The 17,738-nt window shown below is 59.1% G+C and carries 13 protein-coding genes and 2 pseudogenes; 4 read left to right on the plus strand and 11 right to left on the minus strand.

What is annotated here, in order from left to right; all coding sequences use genetic code 11:
• Positions 1 to 255 precede the first annotated feature (255 nt).
• The 3 genes from ACQKLX_RS21280 to ACQKLX_RS21290 form a co-directional block, all read right to left on the minus strand.
• Positions 256 to 1,776: a D-Ala-D-Ala carboxypeptidase family metallohydrolase gene (locus tag ACQKLX_RS21280; protein WP_427363555.1), complete on the minus strand. Its 1,521-nt coding sequence runs from the start codon at positions 1,774 to 1,776 to the stop codon at positions 256 to 258.
• 37 nt (positions 1,777 to 1,813) lie between these two features.
• On the minus strand, positions 1,814 to 2,725 hold the full coding sequence (locus ACQKLX_RS21285; protein ID WP_427363556.1) for a hypothetical protein: 912 nt from the start codon (positions 2,723 to 2,725) through the stop codon (positions 1,814 to 1,816).
• A 434-nt stretch (positions 2,726 to 3,159) separates the two neighbouring features.
• Positions 3,160 to 3,891 carry a toll/interleukin-1 receptor domain-containing protein gene (locus ACQKLX_RS21290; RefSeq protein WP_427363557.1) on the minus strand — a complete coding sequence of 244 codons (732 nt, stop codon included), beginning with the start codon at positions 3,889 to 3,891 and terminating at the stop codon, positions 3,160 to 3,162.
• A 555-nt stretch (positions 3,892 to 4,446) separates the two neighbouring features.
• Between ACQKLX_RS21290 and ACQKLX_RS21295 the strand changes: the two genes are divergently transcribed.
• Positions 4,447 to 5,763, plus strand: a complete 1,317-nt coding sequence (locus tag ACQKLX_RS21295; protein WP_427363558.1) for a hypothetical protein — start codon at positions 4,447 to 4,449, stop codon at positions 5,761 to 5,763.
• Here the strand turns inward: ACQKLX_RS21295 and ACQKLX_RS21300 are convergent.
• Positions 5,756 to 5,941 (minus strand): hypothetical protein, encoded by a 186-nt coding sequence (locus ACQKLX_RS21300; RefSeq protein ID WP_427363559.1) that lies wholly within the window; start codon positions 5,939 to 5,941, stop codon positions 5,756 to 5,758. The two genes, ACQKLX_RS21295 and ACQKLX_RS21300, sit on opposite strands and share 8 nt — an antisense overlap.
• A 609-nt stretch (positions 5,942 to 6,550) precedes the next feature.
• Between ACQKLX_RS21300 and istA the strand changes: the two are divergent.
• Positions 6,551 to 7,691 (plus strand): annotated as a pseudogene (gene istA, locus ACQKLX_RS21305) (IS21 family transposase); the annotation flags it as partial.
• Positions 7,692 to 7,703: 12 nt separating this feature from the next.
• Positions 7,704 to 8,455, plus strand: a pseudogene (gene istB / locus ACQKLX_RS21310) (IS21-like element helper ATPase IstB).
• A gap of 177 nt (positions 8,456 to 8,632) precedes the next feature.
• Here istB and ACQKLX_RS21315 read toward each other — a convergent pair.
• The 7 genes from ACQKLX_RS21315 to ACQKLX_RS21345 all read right to left on the minus strand — a co-directional run bounded on the left by ACQKLX_RS21315 (position 8,633) and on the right by ACQKLX_RS21345 (position 16,329).
• Complete coding sequence (locus ACQKLX_RS21315) at positions 8,633 to 9,541, minus strand: hypothetical protein (protein ID WP_427363560.1); 909 nt, start codon at positions 9,539 to 9,541, stop codon at positions 8,633 to 8,635.
• Complete coding sequence (locus tag ACQKLX_RS21320; protein ID WP_427363561.1) at positions 9,538 to 10,719, minus strand: toll/interleukin-1 receptor domain-containing protein; 1,182 nt, start codon at positions 10,717 to 10,719, stop codon at positions 9,538 to 9,540. The genes ACQKLX_RS21315 and ACQKLX_RS21320 overlap by 4 nt, the downstream gene beginning before the upstream one ends.
• A complete protein-coding gene (locus ACQKLX_RS21325) occupies positions 10,716 to 11,243 on the minus strand; it encodes a TIR domain-containing protein (RefSeq protein ID WP_427363562.1) in 528 nt (175 codons plus the stop codon). Before ACQKLX_RS21325 ends, ACQKLX_RS21320 begins: the two co-directional genes overlap by 4 nt.
• Positions 11,244 to 11,300: 57 nt before the next feature.
• Positions 11,301 to 11,852, minus strand: a complete 552-nt coding sequence (locus ACQKLX_RS21330) for a toll/interleukin-1 receptor domain-containing protein (protein WP_427363563.1) — start codon at positions 11,850 to 11,852, stop codon at positions 11,301 to 11,303.
• Between the two features lie 535 nt (positions 11,853 to 12,387).
• Entirely contained in the window at positions 12,388 to 13,410 is a 1,023-nt protein-coding gene (locus tag ACQKLX_RS21335; protein WP_427363564.1) for a nucleotide kinase domain-containing protein, read from the minus strand.
• Positions 13,407 to 14,021 (minus strand): dTMP kinase, encoded by a 615-nt coding sequence (locus tag ACQKLX_RS21340; RefSeq protein WP_427363565.1) that lies wholly within the window; start codon positions 14,019 to 14,021, stop codon positions 13,407 to 13,409. The genes ACQKLX_RS21335 and ACQKLX_RS21340 overlap by 4 nt, the downstream gene beginning before the upstream one ends.
• Positions 14,022 to 14,058: 37 nt before the next feature.
• A complete protein-coding gene (locus ACQKLX_RS21345; protein WP_427363566.1) occupies positions 14,059 to 16,329 on the minus strand; it encodes a metallophosphoesterase in 2,271 nt (756 codons plus the stop codon).
• 380 nt (positions 16,330 to 16,709) lie between these two features.
• On the opposite strand from ACQKLX_RS21345, the gene ACQKLX_RS21350 reads away from it, so the two are divergent.
• Complete coding sequence (locus ACQKLX_RS21350) at positions 16,710 to 17,693, plus strand: thymidylate synthase (protein ID WP_427363567.1); 984 nt, start codon at positions 16,710 to 16,712, stop codon at positions 17,691 to 17,693.
• The last annotated feature ends 45 nt before the right edge of the window (positions 17,694 to 17,738 follow it).

A 17,738-nucleotide genomic window follows, 5' to 3' on the forward strand; every position in this document is an offset into this window, starting at 1 on the left:
CCGCCACTCTGATATTTTCAGAATGAACCGGGCCTGTTCGATGCAGGCGGCCGATGCGCGCGGTTCAGTCGCTTCGTTATGGGTCTCCCTTTCGGACGACCTCGTCGAGTATCAGAGCCCAAGACGGCCTGTAGGGACCGGGCGTTCTCAGCCTCGAATTCTCCCATCCGTTTCAGGTGATAAGATTTCAGACTAACAGACTGGCAAGCTCGACGTTGGAGCCTGATCTTGAACATACTGATCAAGCGGGTTGCATCACCAGTTTGCATTGTATCCACGAACATCGACATGAACGAAATTCTGTGCTGGGTAGACGCCGATGCCGCCGGAGAAGAGTTTGCGTGCCCTCAGTCCATGCACAACCCTCGCCCAATCCTCGGGACCGGAGCCGGCGCCGCTGACGGTAAAATCCGCCGCAGTAAAATTCATATGTTCACTCTTCGATGCGCCACCCACGGACTTGTTATAAGCAGGACTGCGATAGACGCTGATGAGCTTGACAGGTTGATTGATCAAGGAGCGGACCTGATCAAGGACTCTCACCAAAGAAATGACATTGGGCCATAGCCGATCTGGCGGATCAGTATTAAGGCCGTTGCTAGCGTGCTTGGTACCTTTGTACAGAAATTCTCTTGGCTTGAAGTGCATGATCTCGGACAAATTCTGGCGCCAGAAGGCAGCGAAAGGACTCAGGTCTGTAGAGGTATCCGTATCGAGGACGGCGCCCCCGATATCCTCGCTGGGGTCGAAGCTTGATGTTTCCTCCTGATCATCGAAGTCGAGCTGCAATTCTCCCCGTTCATGTAGGTATTTGAGCAATACGGCTGCCCCGCATTGCTGGGAAACCGCGTTCTCATCGAAAGTGTGATCGCGAATGAACTTCCCCTTGGCGTAGACCGTCGAGAAACTCCACAGATAGGGCGATGGGATTTTGCGGGCGCGATAGCCGACACCGTTATACCGTTCCCACCGGTACAGCGCGCGAGCCAACGACCAGTCCCCGAGACTGGCCAACTTCTTCGCGTTGAGCGCATCCAGCGCGCTTTCTTCCCAGGTAAATGGTGGCGCCCCGGTCTGTGGCCGTCCCTTCGGCACTCGGCGGGTCCGAGCACTCAGGCTGTCGCCATTGTGAAGATGCGCGCCAAAATTGAATTGGGATTCCAGCATGTGAATGCCGGCGATGAACCACCATGGAATTCCAGTGAGTCGCCCGACATGCTCGTAGCGACTGCGGCTCTCGAGAGCTGCGAGGGCACTGCGGGCCACAAGGTGCTGACGCTCCTCCCGAATGACACTTCCGAGGAACAGTTTTTCATATTCACGAGCCAATTCGGGATGGAAATCGGTGGTCGTTAACGTCTCCGGAGGCCTCAGGATTCTTCGTGTCGCAGGAGCCTTCTTTTTCCCACCGACATCGGGCGGATTACTCTCTTCATCCTGCTTCACGTCATCGTCATTATCATCTTGATCAGAGCCCTGCGCATGCTCCCTCTGATGAAGCGCGATCTGTAACTCTCGCGCCTTTTGCAAGAGGATCGCGAGTTCGGGAGCGTGGCCGATCTGCCGGATCCCCTTTTCAAGCTGCCCGATCAGATCGAGATACGTAAGGGACCCGTCGATGAAACTTTTGGCCGCCGCCTGAAGCCTTTGATTGGCGAACTGGAGGCGTATCGCACCGATCCTCTCCGCCTCTTCCAGGCTCACGGCCTGCTTCTGCGCCTCGAACAACGTCTTGTCATCGATCCAGCCGTCGCTCGCCGAGATCTGGTCTGCCATGCAAGCGCCCCTTTGTTCGCTTCGGCGTCAGCGACGCTTATTGTCTTGATCGAATCGCAGTGTCGGCAAGAAATCGCCAAAGCCATTGCGCTGCCGATTGCTGCCGCGCGGCTGTTAGCAGGCGTTTTCGCGCTTCAGCGTCGGTCGGGGCAATTGCGCCGCCTATTTCTCCGACCGCTGTGCGGGATTGATTCAAAAAAATTACGTATAAGTATAGAGACTGATAATAATCATTCACATCAGCCACAATCGAATCGATATCATTTTGGCCCCTCTTGCTTGAAATACCTTGACGCTCAGCTGATATCATTTCATTTTGTATGGAGATGATTTCAATATTGCGGCCTGATTTGTAGATATCGTACATATTGGTGGTATCAATCACCAGCAGGTCCAAGATTTGCGTTACGAGCGGCTGGCCGTTGACCAAAGCCTTTCGCAAAGCGGCTTCGGACGTACTCTTGTCGAGGATCAGCACGAACTCGCCGATCGCCTTGCTGGCCTGCTGGCCAATGAAACCAGGCGCTGGACCGCCCAACGAGGCAAGCTTCCCTATTGCATTCAAAATGCCCCGCAGTTCGACACTGCGCTTCTCGACCGCGACCTTGTCGCGCCCTTCTGAGAGATCAGCTACCAAGCCAAGGTAAAGCTCGACCGTCCGCAGGGCGAGCTTGCGGGTCTGCAAAGCGGCCGAAGCCTTGCCTGAGTTTGGCTCAAGCACCGACTTGGGGTTGAAACAACTGAAATAGCCTTCACTTGTACGGCCGCAATTTAACTCGGGCACTGCGCTCGCGGCTTCGGCCTTCGCCATGAAAGGCGCGAGCTTATCGAAGAGGGGCATGACGGCAGCGGAAGGGAACTCCGCATTCTGGGATAGCAGCTCGATAGAAGCCGTGGTCTGCGAGTAAGCCGGGGTGGCCTCACCAGCCCAAAAGCCCAGCAGCAGCAAGCCCGCAAAGGAGGCTGTCCGAATGACGCTTGATCTTTTTGACACTGACCTGAGTCCCCAGCCGGAGATCAAAAAAGTCCAAAAGCTCGCTAATACCCTAGCGTAAGATCATCTGATGCCAAGCATAAAGTATCCTGGGAGAAAACCGGCTAAGTCTGCCTCGTTCACAGCGCTCGCGATCGCGGCACCGGGCAGACGACTCTGGCAAGTTCGGGAGACGTCACTGCGCGCCGCTGACGATCTGCCTGAAAGGCTGGCGCGATAGATCTGGGCGTCTCGACCGTTCGTGGTCGTGGCCCAGTGTGTCCAAATCGCATAGATCAAATTCACATTGTCAAAGAGTCGATAGGGGGCACTGGGTCAGCCCGCTCGTTCGGGGGCGAAGCACGGGCAGTTTCTGGCGCATTGATTGGACTTGATCTGGTCGAAGCCCGTTAGAATGGGATGTCCTCATCTAGCGCTGAACTCGCCGGCTTAAGTGATGCTTTTGCCTCGGCTAGGCGCTCCGCAGTTCGGACATCTTCAGAAAGCAAGGCATCGATTTCCTTGGCGATCTCCTCCGCCGTTCGATCTCGCCGCGACAAGGCTTGTTGCTTGGAGATAAAGCCCGTCGGGTCCTCGTCCATTTTGAACGAGATCACCTTAATGCCGCGCCCAATCGCGAACCCGATTTCCTGCTGCGTCCAGTAGCTTTGCGAAAAGCCAACCGTATGGACAGCGATGAAGGCGTCCATGGTCTGGAGACCGCGTTCGATCTCTAACTGCCATTCAAGGGTCGGGTGAATATCCTCGTGAGCGACGAACCCGATGATAGCATAGGGCAGCAGGCATTCTTTCAGCCTAGTCGCCTTCAGCTTATCCTTGGAGATGTGGCTGATGAAGAGTCGGAATAGATTGGTGTCTTTCCAATTGCGGGGCGGCACGAGCAGATGGCCCGGCGAGCCTGGCACGACCATATCAAGCTCCTGCGCGATCCGGACGACAACGTCATCCGAAACTCCGCGCAGCGCGGATTTCACATATACCCATTTGCTGTTGGCCGTAACGTTGACCGGCGGGTCGATGTGGAACTCGCCCAGGAAGACGTCTATGCCATCGTACCCATAGCGGCTCTGTAGCTCCCGGCCGATCTTGTCAATGAGCGCAATCTTCTCGGCGATCCGCACGTCGCTACGCCCCTAAATGATCCTCGGCGGCAAAAATAGCGCGAAAACTCGTGCCGGTCCCTTCTCCCGCGAGCACGCTCCACATTAGGTTGAAACCGATCCCTTCAATACCTCATGCCGAGGTGATTGGTCACGCATCGGATGGGGGCTTGGAAAGGCCGCGGTCCTGGGTCTCCCTCCTAGATCACCGGTTGGTCTCGCAATCCTAAGGCACGCTTGCGGCATAAGCCGCAGGGCGGGCCAATCGCGCGCTCACAACGGGGGCGGCGTCGCTTCCAGCTAACCTAGCCTGTGAGCGAGACGATGGCGATGCGGTAGGAACATCGGAAAACGACGCGACAACAATTGCGGGCATCCGACGCCCAAGTATAATTCGCCATCCTACTTCATTTCAGACTTAGCATGGTCGGAGGCGGTTCGATGCCAAAGTTGGTAGGCGTTGCGCTCGAGATTGCCGAGTCCCTTTCGCGCGAAATTGCGGGACAGCGGCCCGCCGTTGCTGCGGCGTCCCAGTGCATAGCAGCTTGGCGGGACGAACCGGAACCGCGCTTTCCGTTGCGTCTACTGTTCGCGGGGCCGACGTCCGTAGGCAAGGAGCTCCTTGCCGCGAGCATCGCGAAGACACTGTTCTCATCGCGGTTCGTTAAACATTCCTGTTCCGGATACGATGGTCCGCTGCGCTTAAACCGCGATCTCGAAGCAGCGAGTCCGGGGCCTCTCCTCCTCTTCCTCAAGCTGTTCGATTTCGCTGAGGGTAATTTGGAAGCGATCGAGTTCCTGCTCGCCACGGGCGGAATTATGCTTGGTAACGGACACTCGAGAGCGTTTCCCGATTCGCTCGTGATCCTCAGCGCGTCACACGCTTTTTCCGCGACACTCGCGGAGGCAGAACGTGCCACGCCCGGCGACTGGAGCCGGACGCTGGCGGCGAAATTTCCCAATGTCGCCGCCGCGCTTGACGCCGCGATACAGCTCGAACCACTCAGTCTCGACGACCGTGCAGAAATAGTCAGGCGAGGAGCTGACGGCCTGGCCAAGCGCGTCGGGATCGCCATTGCTTTGAGCGACGCAGCGGCTTTGGTCCTGGCCGCGCAGAACAACGCGCGAAACCTCGATTTTGAACTCAGTCTTCAGGCCGCCCGCGTCTTTCGTGACGAGCAGCTCGTCGAATCGCTTCGCTCGACAGGCAGGACGCTGCTGCTTGATTACGTGGATGGGCGCTTAAGCTGGCTGGCCGTCGAGGGGGGCGAGACGCAGGCCGAACGCGTGTCGCTGCCGATTTATGAATCGGGTCCACCTCTTCTTAGCGCCCCGGCCAGGCCGGGCGACTTTCCAGCCCTGAGCTGGCGAACGGAATGGAAATTCGACGCGTTCATCAGTTACAAAATCCGAAAGCATCTCCCTGCCGCGCGGACCCTGCGCGACGACTTGGCGCGCCTCGGTTACACGGCCTGGCTCGACGAGGACCAAATCGGCGGACCCGACGATCCCTGGCGAAAGAAGACGAGGGAGCAACTTATCAAGCATCTAGTAGACGGGGTTGGCTGCAGCCGCTGCACGATTGTCTTTCAGACAGTTCTGGAAGCCGTTGCGCTGCCCCCCGGCTGGTCAGCCTCCGAGCCGCGTCTCGCAGAGAGCGTCATGCGCACCAGCGAAGGCGTCCTGGTCGCATGGAACTGGCAGAAGCTTGAGATCGACGCATCCTCGCGCACGATCGTCATTCACGAGGGAAACGACGGTCTCACGGTCACCGACGGTGCCCAGGACATTACAGCCTCGCTGTTCAGGGGCGGGGACATCGCTGCCATAGGTCTGACTGCCGCGATCAGCAAAGCCATTGACCGATTTCGGAGTGGCAGTCGGGCTATATGAGCCGGAAATCAGCACCGCCGATGGCGACGAGCATCTGTCCGCCTGCGCTCGTGATCTCGATCCGATGGTCCTCCGGCACTGCGGCCAAGACTACGTCACCATCCGGACGCTCGATATCCGGCACTGGTGCCGGAAGCGCCTCCGGCGGATCAGGAACGATCGAGACGACCGCAAACACCGGTAGCTCGTGCCGTCCAAGCAGCCGGTCTCGCCAGCGATAGGTCTGTTCAGCCTAATGCCATGAAGATTCTCTGTCGCGATGATGTTACCGCTGGTTGCGCCCTCCTCGACGACGGAACGCTTACTCGTCCCAGTTCCAATGCCTACGTCGTACATTGGTCTCGTCGCCCACGACCGTTCTCCAGCACCACAGCTGGATCGCTGCCAACAGTGTGACTGCAGGCTGGACAGCGGCTTCAGATCAAACCAGGCGGCCCTCGCCGGAGGGATACCGAGAGCCTTGGCGCCGCTTGGATTGGGCCTTGAGCTTTTGGAATGCGGATTCCGATTTCGACCGGCCACCATTCCGATAATTGATCGGCCGGGATTCCGATAATTCTCCGGCCACCATTCCGATTAAGAACCGGCCACCAGCCGGGGGTATGAGCGCTCTGGGTCAGCCACTCGGGCATCAGGATTTCCGTTTCATCCGAGACGGAGCCTGCGATGCCGAAGAAGAGGAAGCTGACGATGAGAGAACTGCGGCAGATGCTGCGGCTTGCCCATGGCGGGGTGAGTGCCCGCGAGATCGGCCGGGTGCTGGGGCTTCCAGCAGCGATTGTCGCCGACGATGCGGCAGGAGCATGTCGCCGGCGACAAGGTCTTCGTCGACTATTCCGGCCAGAAGCTCGGCATTGTCGATGCCCGGACCGGCGTCATCCGGGAGGCCGAGATTTTCGTCGGCGTGCTCGGCGCCTCGAACTTCACCTTCGCCGAGGCGAGCTGGACACAAGGCCTGCCGGACTGGATCGGCTCGCATGTGCGGATGTTCCGGTTTTTCGGCGGCGTTCCGCGCTTGATCGTGCCGGATAATCTCAAGGCCGGGGTCAACAAGGCCTCGTTCTACGATCCCCAGATCAACCGCAGCTACGGCATGATGGCTTCGCACTACGGCGTCGGCGTGCTGCCGGCCCGGCCGCGCAAGCCCCGCGACAAGGCCAAGGTTGAGAACGGAGTTCGCTTCGCGCAGAGCGCCATCCTGGGACGCTTGCGCAACCAGACCTTCTTCTCGCTGACCGAGGCCAATGCCGCGATCGGCGAGGCCGTCGGCCGGATCAACGATCATGTCATCCGTCGCCTCGGCGTCACCCGTCGTCATCTCTTTCGACACCGTCTAGCGGCCGGCACTGGCGGCGCTGCCCGAAGATTACGAGTTCGCCGAGTGGCGCCTGGCCCGCACCGGCGTCGATTACCACGTCGAGTATGACGGCTTCTTCTACTCCGTGCCCTATGGGCTGATCCGGGAGCAGGTCGATCTGCGCGCCACCAGCCGCACGATCGAAGTCTTCCATCGCGGCCAGCGCGTCGCCGCCCACCAGCGTCGCTATGGCGGCCGCCGACATGGCACCAACCCGGACCACATGCCGAGCTCGCACCGGCGCTATGCCGACTGGAGCCCGGAACGGCTCCGGCGCTGGGCGGCGACGGTCGGCCCGAACACGGAGGGTCTGGTCATCGCCATCCTGGCCAACCGCCCCCATCCCGAGCATGGCTTCCGGACCTGCCTCGGCGTGCTGCGCCTGTTCCGCGACCTCAGGCCGGCCCAGGCCGAGGCCGTCTCCGCGCGCGCTCTCGAGATCGGCGCGTTCGCCTACCGCGCCGTCGCTGCCATCGTCGCCCGGCAATCGTCGGCCGCGGCCCGGACCGCCACCGAACCCGCCGCCATCATCGAGCACAGCAATCTGCGCGGCCCGGGCTACTTCCACTGACCAGGAGACAGCGTGTTGATCCATCCCACCATGACCTTGCTCGCCGAACTCGGTCTGCACGGCATGGCCAAGGGCTTCCAGGAGCTCCAGGCCCAGCCCGAAGCCCGCGCCCTCGAACATGCCGACTGGCTTGCCCTCCTGCTCGAACGCGAGAGCACGATGCGCCGTCAGAAGCGCTTCGAGAACCGCGCTCGCGCCGCCTCACTGCGCCACAATGCCAGCTCGAGGATGTCTACTTCAAGGCGGCGCGCGGCCTCGACCGCGGGCTCTTCCTCAAGCTCGCCAGCGGTGACTGGATCCGCCAGCATCGCAGCTTGCTGATCACCGGCCCGGCCGGCGTCGGCAAGAGCTGGCTCGCCTGCGCCCTCGGGCACAAGGCTTGCCGCGACGATATCTCCGTCGCCTACCATCGTGCGCCCAGACTCTTCGCCACCCTGGCCCAAGCCCGTGACCAGGGCCGGTATGCCCGCCTGCTCAAGGCCCTCGCCAGGGTCGAACTCCTCATCATCGACGACTGGGGCCCGGAAAAGCTCGACGACACCCAGCGCCGCGATCTCCTCGAACTCACCGAGGATCGCTACGAGCGCCGCGCCACCATCATCACCAGCCAGATCCCCGTGGACCGCTGGTATGAGATCATCGGCAATCCTACCATCGCCGACGCGATCATGGATCGCATCGCCCACAATGCCTATCGCATCGAACTCACCGGAGAGAGCCTGAGAAAGCGCCAACCGGAGCTGCTCGCAGCGACTTCGGCTTGACCAGAAGCACCAATCACGACATCCAGAAACAGGATCCAGAACGAACCCCCGCCCTGGCCGGACAATGATCGGAATCCCGACCGGTTAATTCTCGGAACTGTGGCCGGTTAATTATTGGATCAGCCGGCCGGTCCCGTCGGAAATCGCATTTGGAAGGCGATCGCCAAGCGCAAGCGCTTATTCCCAGGCGCAAGCGCCCGCCTTCAAGCTCAGCCACCGTTCCAATGCATCAGCAACACCGTAGGCCATCGGCTCACCACGATCATCATCCGCAAGCGCCGTCAATGCTGGCCGCATTGCATCGGGAACTTTGTCACACAGGAGGGCGATCTGGTCGAGGGACGAAGGATAGGTTGGCGATTGAACGCCGCGTGGAACGTGTTTCGAAAGGCTCAGTATATTTAGCGCAATGGCCGCGTCTCGGGCTGCGCCACCAAAAGCGCCCAGAGGAATACACGGTATGCCGGCTTGCAGGGCGAGAATTGCCTCCTCGATAATGCCCGGCATGGTTCCCTTGTAGGCGTCGCTCGGGTTATCAAGGAGGCCCATTTTGCCACCGAGCAACACGCGCGCATCTGAAATTCCGGTCACAGCTTTCCGGACCGCCGAGTACGCAGTGACGCTGTCAAGTTCATGCTTTGCATTGAGCCAGCTCTTGAACTCAGCATCATTTCTAAGCCTCGTTCTCTGCCCGCCGTTTCCGATGCGTAATCCGTCTTCTACCGCTCGGATGGGAAGCAGGTTGTCCTCGATGTGGATTCGCGTCTCAACGACTACCGCTCCTTCGCGCAAAGCAGCGACAAGCCCGTCGAACGATACGTCTCGCAGGATTGGCTCAGGCACAATGTGAATGAACGGCGTCTCCTGGGCTGAGGCGTAAGCGCTCTTGAGATGTCTGAATATGCTGAAGGTAAAGCCGTTGGGATCGAGATTTCCCGCGTAGATAATCTTTGCGCCGACGCGGACTAATACCGTACATATTGAGAAAAGCGCGCGATCGACTTCACGGGCAGGGAAGCCAAGCCGCGCCCGATCTGGTGCATCACTCACTGATAGTGCGACCGACCTGCCCTTGAGCGATGTCATGAAAGCTCCCCCACGGTAGCTAAGCGTGTTGAAGGGGACAGCGCATTGAGCGTCTTGACCAACAGACCCTCTTCAATGAGTCCAAGAGGAGGATCCGGGTAGACGATGAGTGCAGGTAGCGTCTCCGCGTCGATCAAATCGAACAGTTCTGGAGGGCGGGGTAGCATTAGTGCTTCACTGGGATTGCTAACGACACGAGCAGCCTGCCTCTCAAACAGGTCACAGCGCAACCCTTCTGAAAGGGTCTCAACCAAAAGCGGCTCGATCCATTCTGTACTTTCGGATGTTGGGGAGATCCGAACCTTGGGAAGGTTCGCGCCGTAGGGATAGGTGCGGCTGGTTCGCTTTTGGCCAACGTCAGCGAGCACAATCGGGCGCCTCTTTCGTTTCGCAGTTGTGAGCTCAAATACGCACCAAGGTCTTGAGTCATAAACATCAGAAACGATGGCTAGAAGCGTGCCTGCTCTAATTTCCTCTTCGAAGCGACCGCTGAAATCCTCTCCCGGATTCAACTCTTTCGCATCGTAGAACGTGTGGAGCGAGACATCCTGACTTTTGTCGTTCACGAAAGCGACGATTGCCGAGGCAGTTGCGTCGCCATCCGCTTTCGCGTGGCTGACGAATATCTTCTCCTGCCCGTCGCCGCCTCCGGAGAGAGCCAATTGGTGGCGGATTTGATAGAGAGTGTGCAGGAGCAACCGACTATCGCGGGCCGGTGCGGGCATCATCGTACGTGCCCAAGCCTGTCGATTTGCATACTGAACATTGGCCGTAGCGTCAGAGGGCAGGGCCGGATCGCCAGACGGACTGCCGAATGGAATGATGAAGTCTACGGCGCCTCGGGCAGCGATCGCCGCTCTTGTCGCTTTAATGTAATCGTCCCAAGCGCCGACATTCTCCTGGATAACGTCATCGTGGAGTAGCACGATCGCGTTGTGAACGGCCCGGCCCAGGTCCAATTTGGCAGGAAGTGGCGAAGACGTGTCCCATGGCGTGCTCGCAAAGCGCACGGGTATCCGGTACGCAACGCCGTCCCGCTCCATGCCGATCCCATCAAAATGTTTCGAAATGAGCTCTGCGATCCGAGCGCTCTCGTCGGAGCCTTCGGCCCATACGACATGGATACGAAGCAGGTCGAGTATATGAGGGTAAGCAGGTGCGCTTCCACTCGTAGTCATCGGTTGCGTTCCATTCGGGCTTGAGGATTAACGATCAAGCTTTTGGGTACGGCATTCGCCGTTTCTATGGCATCAGTAAGTGCCATCGGGGTGGCTACAATGTCGCGCCACGAGATCCAGACGGCGTACCCGCTATCGATATTTTCCTGAAGACGCGCGGGCTTCTCTGTCCCGTTGTTAGATAGCAGTGGCAGTGTGGGAAGCCAAACGCCGACTAAGCCCATCTGCTGGTCTAGCGACGCTTGAATCTCCCAATCCACGTATTTACGTCGCCATGTATTCGCGCCGCAGAGAACGACCGTACAAGAGCTGCCATGAAGGTGGTGTTCACGGATGCGCCGCATGATGTAATCATGATTGCTACTGTCGATCTGACGCTCTAGAGAATTGTCCATGAGTAGGTATAATCGATCGTGCATCGTAACGGAAAGATCGTCATAGTACCCTTGGTCGCCTCCGTGATGGTAGCTAACGAATATCTTGCGACGTGTGGGTCGCGAGGGATAATAGAAGTTTCCAGTCATTGCTTAGTGCGCCGCGTTCTTATGTCAAAAATCGTATTTTATAGCATATATAATTTATTATTTTTTTAGCCAACTTGCCAATTCGACAGCAGTATTTTTATGTTCGTCTATAACCATCCATATTTTATCTTTATGCCCTCTCAAGTCACCCCAAACTATTCGATTATAAAGACCAAGGTATTCCCAGCTTGTCCATGAAGTTTCGCTTGTTGAATCTACGGCTGGGAGAATAGCAATGCGTCCGAGGCCCTTGTGTTCGTCCGCGATGCCTAGCTCCCAGGGGACCCACCGGCTATCCTTGCTGTTGTTAGATGCCAGTAACACGAATTTGTGGGATTGGTGGATCCGATTTTTTAGTCCCGCCGCAGTCTCTTTGTTTGTGTAAGGCGGTAGTTTCGAATCTTTCTTGTCTATATACACTGTTGCGCCATGACCTTCCAGCAACCGGATTGCGCCGACCACCCACTCTCCGTCCTGGCTGGAATGTGACAAGAACGTAGCCCCGCTAGGACTTCTGTCCTCCGCTCTTTTTCGTACGCTGGCCTGCTCAGTGAGGGGAATCTCGCGAGCGAAACGTTCAAGAAGCGATTTGGAAGGATATTCGATCATTCGTATCCCAGATTCATTCTTTGTGACTGCTGGTAACAATGATTAGTGGCAGTGATATACCGCTACCAGAGGCGGCGCCTTACCAACGGCTTGAACGCCGGAAGTTAAGGCCATCTCGTCGCCGATTTCGCGCAGCAAGGCGTCGTCCAGACTTTTGCCTTCTTTAATGCCGGCTAGGATGTTCCAGCATTCGCCGGGCGGGCTTCGTTGCGCCGGAAGGATGTATCGATACTGTTAGAGAACCCACTTTCCCGCAGAGTTCGTCGCCCAGCGATAGCATCAATCCGGTACCCTGCTGGAGTTGATCTCTTGGTAGGTGGTGTTCGATGAAGTCCAGCCCCGTCTTGTCCGATATACCGAGCTTGTCGCGCTTGCTAGGGCGCCAAGGGTCTTTCAAAAGCACTTCCTCTCCTAATTCCGGATGGAGAACGGGGCTCGCTGTGATGCATTGGCAGCTTCTTGAGATCGAGGAAGCCTCGACAGGCGCCTGGCTGCATTGCACCTGAGACTTGGCACAAGTTGCGGACGGTGCCAGTCAAGTATTGATGCCCCACCTCGGCGGAAAGAACGGCTCAGGCAACGGCCTTGTCGAATGCCTGTACGACTGCTTAATTCGCGTGCGCCCTGATACGCCGGCGACCGACGGATGAGCCACCCGGGCGTACTTCGAAATCTCGCAGAACAGATTCTGGCAGTCGATAGGCTTGAGCGGGCGCCCCGCCAGGCCGGAAAACTCGATCCCACGTGCGGCAAATTCGCGGTCTTGGCGCTCGGTCACCCACATGATGATCCGCTCGGGGCTCCAGCCGGCAGTAGACGAAAAACATTTCGAGATGCCGTCGAGCGCGCCCGGGCCGGCGACGACGAACTCGGCCTCGTCGAAGTCGAGCATCGTCGAGTAATTCAGGTCGATCGCGTATTGGAACGCCAGGAACCGGCCGACGCCCGGATAGGACAAAAGAAGCTCGTAGACATCAGACAGCGATTGCGCTTGCCGGATTCGGTCCGGCAGATTGTCGGCCATCATCTTTCGGAGCAGCGCAAGGTGATTAGAGTGCTTGCGCTCGCGTCCCATCCTTGGTGACGGCATGATGTAGGCGGCGGAGTAGATCGGACCGGCCTGACGCATCCGCTCGAGCACGTCGTCCATACGGTCGTAGTCGGGACGGCTCGCTTCAATTGTGCCACAGTGCTGCTCGAGCTGCTCCCACGTCTCAATCTTGTTGAAGATCTTGAACAGCATCGTGCGGAAGAATAGCTCACGCGTCTCCTGGGACCTGTTCGGCGCGTATTGCACCTCCTTGATCAGAAACTGGCTGACCCGATCGGACGCGCGGTACGTGTTCGTGAATCGGAACCGGCGCAGGATTATGTCCTCGGTCCAGGGGGGGCGAGCGGAACGCAGTCGGCGCTCATATGTCGCCTGCCGTTCCGCGGCGAACCGCCAATAGGTGTCGAAAACCTCGGTGGGGATGGGAGCGTCGCTTGGCGTCGGCTTAGACGAGCTTCGTCCGCCGGACGGGCTCGGCGCGCGCTCGAACTCGAAAAGGTCTCTCACTCGACGTCCCCCACGGGCGTATTCAGCCTGCCGAGCAAATCGGCCACCCCGGCGACGGTTTGCTCGACCGTTCCATTATTGTCGACGAAGCAGGCAGCATGTCGACCGCCGGCGGCTTCCAAGAGCCGCCGATATTCTCGTTGGAGCACATCGGCGCAGGATCGTTCCTGCGATCGCGGCTTCGCGAAGGAGCGGTCAAGAACAACAACCAGCGTCGGCTGCAAACCGTTCCATGCGATAAGCTCCGACGCGACGAGACTGTCCAATAGCCGCGATGGGACGCCTGTCGCAACGCCATAGGCGATCGTGGACCACCAATAGCGGTCCAGCACGATATCGACGCCGGCCGCTAGCTTAGGCAGGATCGTGCGCTCGATGGCATCGAGATGCGCTGCGATGTGCAGCGCCTGGATCGCGGAAGGAGCGACCTCACCCAGACCGAACGACGCCGGTCTATGATGCAGGTCATAGATATGTTGTCCGAGCGTGCCCGGAGACCGGCCTGGAAATGCATGCCACTCGCACGATCGGCCGCTCGCACTGAGCTGGTGCGCCAGTTCACGCGAAACGGTCGTCTTGCCGACTTCGTTCGGTCCCTCGAACGCGACCAATCGACCGCTCTTCGGGGTGCGCCTCGGCGAATCGGCCTTAGTCATAGCTGCCGGCAACGGCCGAGGTCTGAGCTGGGAGCTGAGGGCTCGAGCTCAACAGGCTCATGCAAAGCGAACGCGCGTCTTCCGCCCAGTTGTTGAAGGCCTGCAGATCCTTGCTTGAAGCCTCGTAGATTCGGTTCTCTCGCGCGAGCTTCTTGAGAGTCTTGATGACGTCGTCGAGCCCGTCCTTAGGCGACGGATGCGCCTCCATGTAAGTGGCTAGCACCTCTAGCGAGTTCACGGCGACCGGCGAAGCCTCTTCGTTCACGAGCGCCAACTCCGTCGCCTGGATCTGGGATTCCAGGTATCGGCGCCATTCCTCGAGGACGCTGACGTCGCCCGTCGGAGGGAGACCGCTGCAAAGACAGCACGCGAGAGCGAAGATCTTTTTCGGCGATCGATCGAGCCAGCGATCGATAACGGGGATCGCGACCTGTCCAGGCGATCGTGTTGCCGTCACGCGCGCGTCGGCAGCGATCGTGGTGATGCGCCCCGGGACGCAGTTCACTTTTTTGGCGACCTCGGTCTGGAGAAGGCGCAGCTCGGCGACGTTTATCGGCCACCAGTGTTTGAATTCCTGGGCGCGGTAGTAAGCGGTGCAATCGAGGTAGACGCTCTCGTGCTGTCCAGCGCGCCGCCGGAACTGAACCAGGCAAAAAGACGCAAACTCCTCTCCCGATCCTGCGGCTTCGAAGTCACGCAGGGGATCGACAAGCACGGCGACCGCTCGCGAGGTGCCGCCTGCCGACTTCAACAGCGAGACGATGCGCTTGATCTGATCGAACTGATTGCCGAAGCGCCGCAGCCGCGTGCCGTGAATGTAGGGGATCCGGGCTTCGAGGTTGGAGCGCGAGAGCTGCCACCATTCGGCAAGATCTTTGACCCACTCTCTCTGACGTTCTTCCTCTTGAGGTCCGACGCCCTGGACGCGATAGCTCGAGGGGAAAGGCAAACGCTCCCTGTCATCGACGCCGTTTGCCTTCGGGTCCGGAAGATCGAGGTGGACGATGAGCATAGCTTGATTGGCTTCTTTGCTCGCCGCGTCAACCGCCCGCGCGTAGACGTCATCGATGTTGTCGCCATGAATGACGACAGGACCGCCGGGTATTTGCTCGTTGGTCCGCCATAGGCGCATCGAACGGCGCGGGCCCTGCTTGAGGTCGAGGCCCCGTCGTCCGAGGCGGATGCGCTCCACTTCGACGTTCGGGGCGCCTGGAAGACCGGTGATCTCGATCAGGCTCATTGAGCTATCGCCATGGAGCCCGTCGAACGTTCCGCCGGACAGCACCAGCATCCTGCGCGGGTCGCTCGTCTGGATCGGATCGTGGTCGTAGACCGAGTCGTAGGCGATCGCGTCGACGTGCTTGTGCCCGTGGATGACGATGTCGATCTCATTTTGTCGAAGATACGTTCGCAATCCACTCAAACTTATCATGTCCGCAAAGGGACGAATCTCCGCCCGCAACGTCGGCGCGATGAGATGATGATGTAGCACGACGATCCGAACAGGGGTTTTTCCTGCCGTTGTTCCCGAACGAATAATCGGCTTTAGCGCCTCAAGCTGCCGCTCAGAGACGTGCGCTATATCGAACAGAAGCTGTTTTTTGAGCGGCGCTCGAATCTGTCCTTCGATTATCGGCTCGATTTTCGCCCACGCGTCGCCCCCGGCTTTCTCGACCGCTTCGCGTAGCGCTACGAACCCGTTCTCGATTTCCCTGGGAATGTCGACCTGGGTGTGAGACCAGTTACTGCTGTTAATCGGATAGATCGCCCAGTTCCCATTCGGATCCTCGAAACTGTGGAGGCGGCGAGCCTCGTCGGTGTCAGTGTCGGGGTCATCTATCTTATCGAGCCATGGCGTGACCGCCTCCGGTTTGGTCTCCCGCCACGCCTTTGTAAACTCGGCATATCTCACCTTGGCCCCCGGACTGCTGCCCCTGGGCACGTCGTGATTGCCGGGCGTTGCGACGAAGCGCGCGTGAGGGTGCATCACGTCGCTTAGCGTCTCCTCGAGCACCTTGCGCAACTCGTCGTGACCATGCGGTGCGGCTTTGTCTTGCGCGTCACCAGTGAACAGCACGCCGTCGAGAAGACGATTCTGGATCTTGAGGCGCTCCGCCAGGTGCTCGGCGGTCACTCTGAGTGCTTCGATCTTCGTCGGATCCTCGATGTCGGGAACCGCGAGTTTCGCATCCATCATGTCGCTTCGAACGCCATCGCTGAGATGCGTGTCGGTTACGTGCAGGAACCTCGCGGTTGTCGACATGCTCTGACTGTGGCCCCGACGGTTCAAAAATGACGGCTCGTCAAGCTATGCCGGGCGGTATTGCGATGCGAGCGACGCGCAAGCCGACGCCGAACGAACATGTGGACAGCTCGGCCTTGGGCGGGCCGCCGACCGCCGCCGCCGTGCGCGATCGGCGCTGTCCATGTAGGATACGCGCTGGTCGCTCCGACAGTCGGCCCTGTCGAGACTATGGTTCATCGAAAGATGGCGAGAGCATAAAGTTCGGAAGGCGTCGTTGAATGACTGATAGTCGCCAAGACCATCTGGACCTAACCCAACCGTTGCCCTCGTTCCGCGCTCCAACTGCAGACGCAGCGTGGATCGGGGCCGCCAAAGCTGTCATGGCGGAGCGAGACCATATGCAGAGCGGTCGCGGTGGCGATGCGGCTGAGGTGCTTCATGCCACGCTGCGAATCTCCGACCCGCGCCAGCGTTGGGTTCTTTCCAGGCGCCCCGCCATCAACCCGGCGTTCGCGATCGCGGAAGCGTTCTGGATACTAGGCGGTCGCGATGACGCCCAGTTCGTGAACTTCTGGAATCCGGCGCTTCCCCGCTACGCCGGCGGTGGAGCATCCTATCACGGCGCTTATGGCAAACGGCTTCGCGACGGCTTCGGGTTCGACCAGATCGAAAGAGCGATAGACGCTCTGTCGGGAACGCCGACCTCACGACAGGTGGTTCTGCAGATCTGGGATCCCCGAATTGACGCTCCACGCATCGACGGGAGCCCAGCCACGCCGGATATCCCATGCAACATCTGCTCGATACTTAAGATCCGCAATAATCGCCTTGAATGGCTGCAGGTAATGAGAAGCAATGATATTTTTAGAGGAACGCCTTATAATATTATTCAGTTTACTATTATTCAGGAATACATTGCAGGCTGCGTCGGGGTCGAGCTCGGCGACTTCATTCTGATGTCGGACAGCCTCCACGCCTATGAGGCGGACCTCGACAGGTTTTCAATCGAACCCTCTGCACCGATGCGAAGCGACTGCACGATCGCACTTGACCGCGCCCGCGCCGCCGAAGCCTTACGAGAGTGCGGTGCCGCGCTCGACGCGCTCACCGAACCCAAGCTGAAGCTGCCTGAGCTGCAGAAAATCGTACTCGCCGACGGCATTCCCCGAGGTCATGCCGATCTCCTGCGGATCGCGGCCGCTGACAGTGCCCGGCGGAGGGGTTGGGCGTCGGCGGCGTTCGAGGCCGCTGCGGCATGCACGGACGCGCTGCTGCGTAAAGCGTGGACTCAGTGGGCCGCCGATCGTGCGAATGCTCAGGCCACTCGCTCCGCCGATTTGTCGCAGACACCGGTGCCGCTGCTGACACGTAATGTCGGTTAGGCCACTTATTGTGTGACTGCGGCGGAACACTGAGACTGATCCGTC

Origin of the sequence: Allobosea sp. NPDC003192, assembly GCF_050275675.1 — a bacterium.
Taxonomy (GTDB): domain Bacteria; phylum Pseudomonadota; class Alphaproteobacteria; order Rhizobiales; family Beijerinckiaceae; genus Allobosea.